The sequence below is a fragment of the Rhodococcus sp. CX genome (assembly GCF_015865005.1).
GTDB lineage: Bacteria > Actinomycetota > Actinomycetes > Mycobacteriales > Mycobacteriaceae > Rhodococcus.
Genome location: NZ_JADZGH010000037.1, coordinates 11,045 through 12,762 on the forward strand (window position 1 = coordinate 11,045; position 1,718 = coordinate 12,762).

The following is a 1,718-nucleotide window of genomic DNA, read 5'->3' on the forward strand; positions in this document are numbered from 1 at the left end:
GACGGCCGCGGTCTCGTCGCGGCGCTCGCGCTCGGTGCCGACGGCATCAACATGGGCACCCGGTTCATGTGCACCGCCGAATCCCCGATCCACCAGCGGATCAAGGAAGCCATCGTCGCGGGGAAGGAAACCGACACCGAGCTGATCTTCCGCCCGCTGCGCAACACCGCGCGCGTCGCGAGCAACACCGTCAGCCGGGAGGTCGTCGAGATCCTCGACCGCGGAGGGAAGTTCGAGGACGTGCGCGAACTGGTCGCCGGTGCCCGCGGCCGCCTCGTGTACGAGAACGGTGATCCCGAGGCGGGCATCTGGACCGTCGGAACGGTCCAGGGCATCATCCACGACATCCCCACGGCCGGTGAGCTCGTCGAGCGCATCGTCGCCGAGGCCGAAGCACTGATCTCCGAGCGTCTCGCGGGCATGATGTCGCGCGTGAACGCCTGACCACAGAAATATTGGGGGACACCATGAAACGCACACTGTTCGAAGCCGACCACGAGGCGTACCGGGAGACCGTGCGCGAGTTCCTCGCCCGCGAGGTCGTGCCGAACTACGAACGCTGGGAAGAAGAGCGGCTCATCGACCGCAACGTCTACCTGGAGGCGGGCAAGTCCGGGATCCTGGGTCTCGGTGTGCCGGAGGAGTTCGGCGGCTCCGGCGTCACCGATTTCCGGTTCCGGCACGTCGTCCAGGAGGAGATCGCGCGCACCGGCACCACGTCCTTCGGCGCGACCCTCGCACTGCAGGACGACATCGTCATTCCCTACATCCTGCATCTCGGTACCGAGGAGCAGAAGGCCCGCTGGCTGCCGCGCATGGCGGCCGGCGAGGTGATCGGCGCGATCGCGATGACCGAACCGGGCGCCGGATCGGACCTGCAGGGCGTCAAGACCACCGCCGTGCGCGACGGTGACGAATGGGTCATCAACGGCCAGAAGACGTTCATCACCAACGGTATCCACTCCGATCTGGTGATCGTCGTGTGCCGGACGGATCCGGGTGCCGGCGCCAAGGGATTCTCGCTCATCGTGGTCGAGCGCGACACCCCCGGATTCAGCCGTGGACGCAAGCTGCACAAGGTGGGCCTCGCGGCCCAGGACACCGCCGAGCTCGTCTTCGAGGACGCGCGGGTGCCGGCGGAGAACCTCCTCGGTGGCGAGGGTCGCGGGTTCTTCCACCTCATGGAGAACCTGCCGCTCGAGCGTATCGGCATCGCCGTCTCCGCGATCACGTCGGCCCGCGCCGCGTACGAGTGGACCAAGCGGTATGCGTTCGAGCGCAAGGCATTCGGCAAGCCGATCGGCGACCTGCAGAACACCCGTTTCGTGCTCGCCGAGATGCTCACCGAGATCGAGGTCACCGAGTCGCACATCGACCGGTGCGTGCTCGCGCTCAACGCCGGCGAGCTCACGGCGGTGGATGCGTCGAAGGCCAAGTGGTGGGCGACCGAGCTGCAGAAGCGTGTCGTCGACCGCGGTGTGCAGTTGCACGGTGGTTACGGCTACATGATGGAGTACCCGATCGCGCGCGCCTACGTCGACGCCCGCATCCAGACGATCTACGGCGGCACCACCGAGATCATGAAGGAGATCATCGGCCGCGACATCGCGTCCGAATTCGCCTGATCCCGTTGGGTGATGGGAGCCCGGGACCGACTGGGTTCCCATCACCTCCACGTGAGGAGTGAGCATGTTCGACCTGACGGGTAAGCGCGCGCT

Annotated in this window: 2 protein-coding genes; both read left to right on the top strand. The window is 66.6% G+C overall.

Annotated features, from left to right (window positions below):
* The coding region (locus tag I0Q12_RS03575) for a nitronate monooxygenase family protein (RefSeq protein WP_197250629.1) at nucleotides 1-444 on the top strand (444 nt) is incomplete at its 5' end.
* Nucleotides 445-467: 23 nt separating this feature from the next.
* Nucleotides 468-1,625 (top strand): acyl-CoA dehydrogenase family protein, encoded by a 1,158-nt coding sequence (locus tag I0Q12_RS03580; protein WP_197250630.1) that lies wholly within the window; start codon nucleotides 468-470, stop codon nucleotides 1,623-1,625.
* Nucleotides 1,626-1,718: the final 93 nt, after the last annotated feature.

What these genes read in the sequence shown, in the direction of transcription:
- I0Q12_RS03580 (WP_197250630.1), top strand. Translation starts at nt 468, where the DNA reads ATGAAACGCACACTGTTCGAAGCCGACCACGAGGCGTACCGGGAGACC.